This window comes from Sphingomonas gei, assembly GCF_004792685.1.
GTDB lineage: Bacteria > Pseudomonadota > Alphaproteobacteria > Sphingomonadales > Sphingomonadaceae > Sphingomonas > Sphingomonas gei.
This window is the reverse complement of sequence record NZ_SRXT01000018.1, coordinates 1-2,320: the sequence shown is the minus strand read 5'-3', so window position 1 is coordinate 2,320 and position 2,320 is coordinate 1. Positions and strand designations below refer to the sequence as shown.

The 2,320-nt window shown below is 67.1% G+C and carries 1 protein-coding gene; it reads left to right on the top strand.

Annotated elements, in window-relative coordinates:
* Positions 1-47 precede the first annotated feature (47 nt).
* Positions 48-2,320: non-ribosomal peptide synthetase (locus tag E5A73_RS21070; protein ID WP_240700322.1), on the top strand; the 2,273-nt coding region annotated here is incomplete at its 3' end.

Below are 2,320 nucleotides of genomic sequence, written 5' to 3'. Positions count from 1 at the left end.
TGAGAACAGGTTTTGTCTGGGAGGGGCTCCCGGCCGCTGCCCAGATCGTGTGGCGCAAGGCACAGTTGAGCGTCACCGAAGTCGTGCTGGACCCCGACCAGGGCCCGGCGGTCGAGCAGCTCGCGCGCCGCTTCGATCCGCGGCATCACCGCATCGATCTCACCGAGGCGCCGCTGCTTCGGCTCGTAGTCGCCCACGATCTCGAAGAGAACCGCTGGCTCCTGCTATGGCTGCAGCACCATATAGTGGAAGACTATTCAAGTCTGAGCGCCATTTATGCCGAGATCGATCTGCTGCTGGCGGGCCAGGCGGCACAACTGGCGCCGCCACAACCGTTCCGCACGCTGGTCGCGCAGTCGCGGCTGGGCGTGCCGACGGAGGAACATGAGCGCTTCTTCCGGGACATGCTGGGCGATATCGACGAGCCGACCGCGCCGTTCGGCCTGACCGACGTCCACCTGGACGGCGACGCCATCGCCGAGGCTAACATCACGCTGCCGGCGGCGCTGAACACGCGCCTACGCGCGCAGGCGCGCCGCCTCGGCGTGGGCCTGGCGAGCCTGTGCCATCTCGCCTGGGGCCAGGTGCTGGCGCGCGCCAGCGGCCGCGACACGGTCGTGTTCGGCACCGTCCTGTTCGGACGCATGCATGCCGGCAACAACAACGCCTTGGGACCATGTATCAACACGCTGCCCTTCCGGCTCGACCTCGGCGCGGGCAGGGTCGAGGACAGCGCGCGCGCGACCCACGCCCGGCTGGCCGACCTGCTGCGCCACGAGCAGGCCTCGCTGGCGATGGCGCAGCGCTGCAGCGGCGTTGCGGCACCCGCACCCTTGTTCAGCGCGATCCTCAACTGCCGCCACAGCAGCCCGTCATCGGCCGCATCGCAAGATGGCACCAGGGCAGCGCAGATCGCATGGATCAGCGGCGAGGAGCGCACCAACTACCCGCTTACATTGTCGGTCGACGATACCGATTTGAATATAAGTCTCACAGCGCAGATTGTTCGGCCTCATGCGCCGGAGCGGATCTGCGCTTACATGGCACAGGCTCTCGCATCGCTCGCCGACGCGCTCGAACAGGCGCCAGCCACGCCGGTGCGCGAACTCGAAATGCTGCCTGCGTCGGAGCGCACGCTGCTGCTCGACACCTGGAACGCGACCGAGGCACCTTATCCCGAGCATCTGTGCGTGCACCAGCTGTTCGAGGCGCAGGCGGCGCGCGATCCGGAGGCGGTGGCGCTGGTCCATGAGGATGAGACGCTCACTTATGGCGAGCTCGACGCGCGTGCCAACCGGCTGGCGCATCACCTGATCGCGCTGGGGGTAGAGCCCGACGACCGGGTGGCGATCTGCGTCGAGCGCTCGTGCGAGATGGTGGTGGGGCTGCTCGCCATCCTCAAGGCAGGCGGCGCCTATGTCCCGCTCGACCCCGCCTATCCCTCCGAACGCCTCGCGTTCATGCTGGCCGACGCCGGGCCGCGCGCAATCCTGACCCATGAAGCGGCACGCGAGGCGCTGGATGCGGCACGCGCCGGCCTCGCCCCCGCCCCAACGGTACTCGACCTGAACGAGACCGCCCCATGGGACGCTCAACCCTCAACCAGCCCCGACCCCACAAGCCTCGGCCTCACCAGCCGCAACCTTGCCTATATAATCTACACCTCAGGCTCCACCGGTACCCCCAAAGGCGTCTTGGTCGAGCATGGCAATGTCGCCCGGCTCTTTGCCGTCACCGAGCCACATTACGGCTTCGGCAAGGAGGATGTGTGGACCTTGTTCCACTCCTTCTCCTTCGACTTCTCGGTCTGGGAGATATGGAGCGCGCTTCTTTATGGCGGGCGGCTGGTGGTGGTCCCGCGCGCGGTCGCGCGCGCCAGCGCAGACTTTTACCGGCTGATCCGCGACCAGGGCGTCACGGTGCTCAACCAGACCCCCAGCGCCTTCCGCAACCTGATCGGCGCTCAGGCGGACAATCCCGGCGCGCATAATCTGCGCCTGGTCATCTTCGGCGGCGAGGAACTCGACCCCTCCATGCTCACCGCTTGGTGGGAACGCGCGCAGAACCGGGACACCCTGCTAATCAACATGTACGGCATTACCGAGACCACCGTGCATGTCACCTATTGTCCGCTTGCGCCCGAGGATGGCGCCCATGTCAACAGGAGGCCGATCGGGCGGCCGCTGCGGGATCTGCGCCTCTATCTGCTGGACGCGTACCGGCAGCCTGTGCCGTTGGGTGCGGTGGGAGAGATCTACATTGGCGGCGCGGGTGTGGCGCGCGGCTATCTGAACCGGCCCGAGCTGACTGCGGAGCGGTT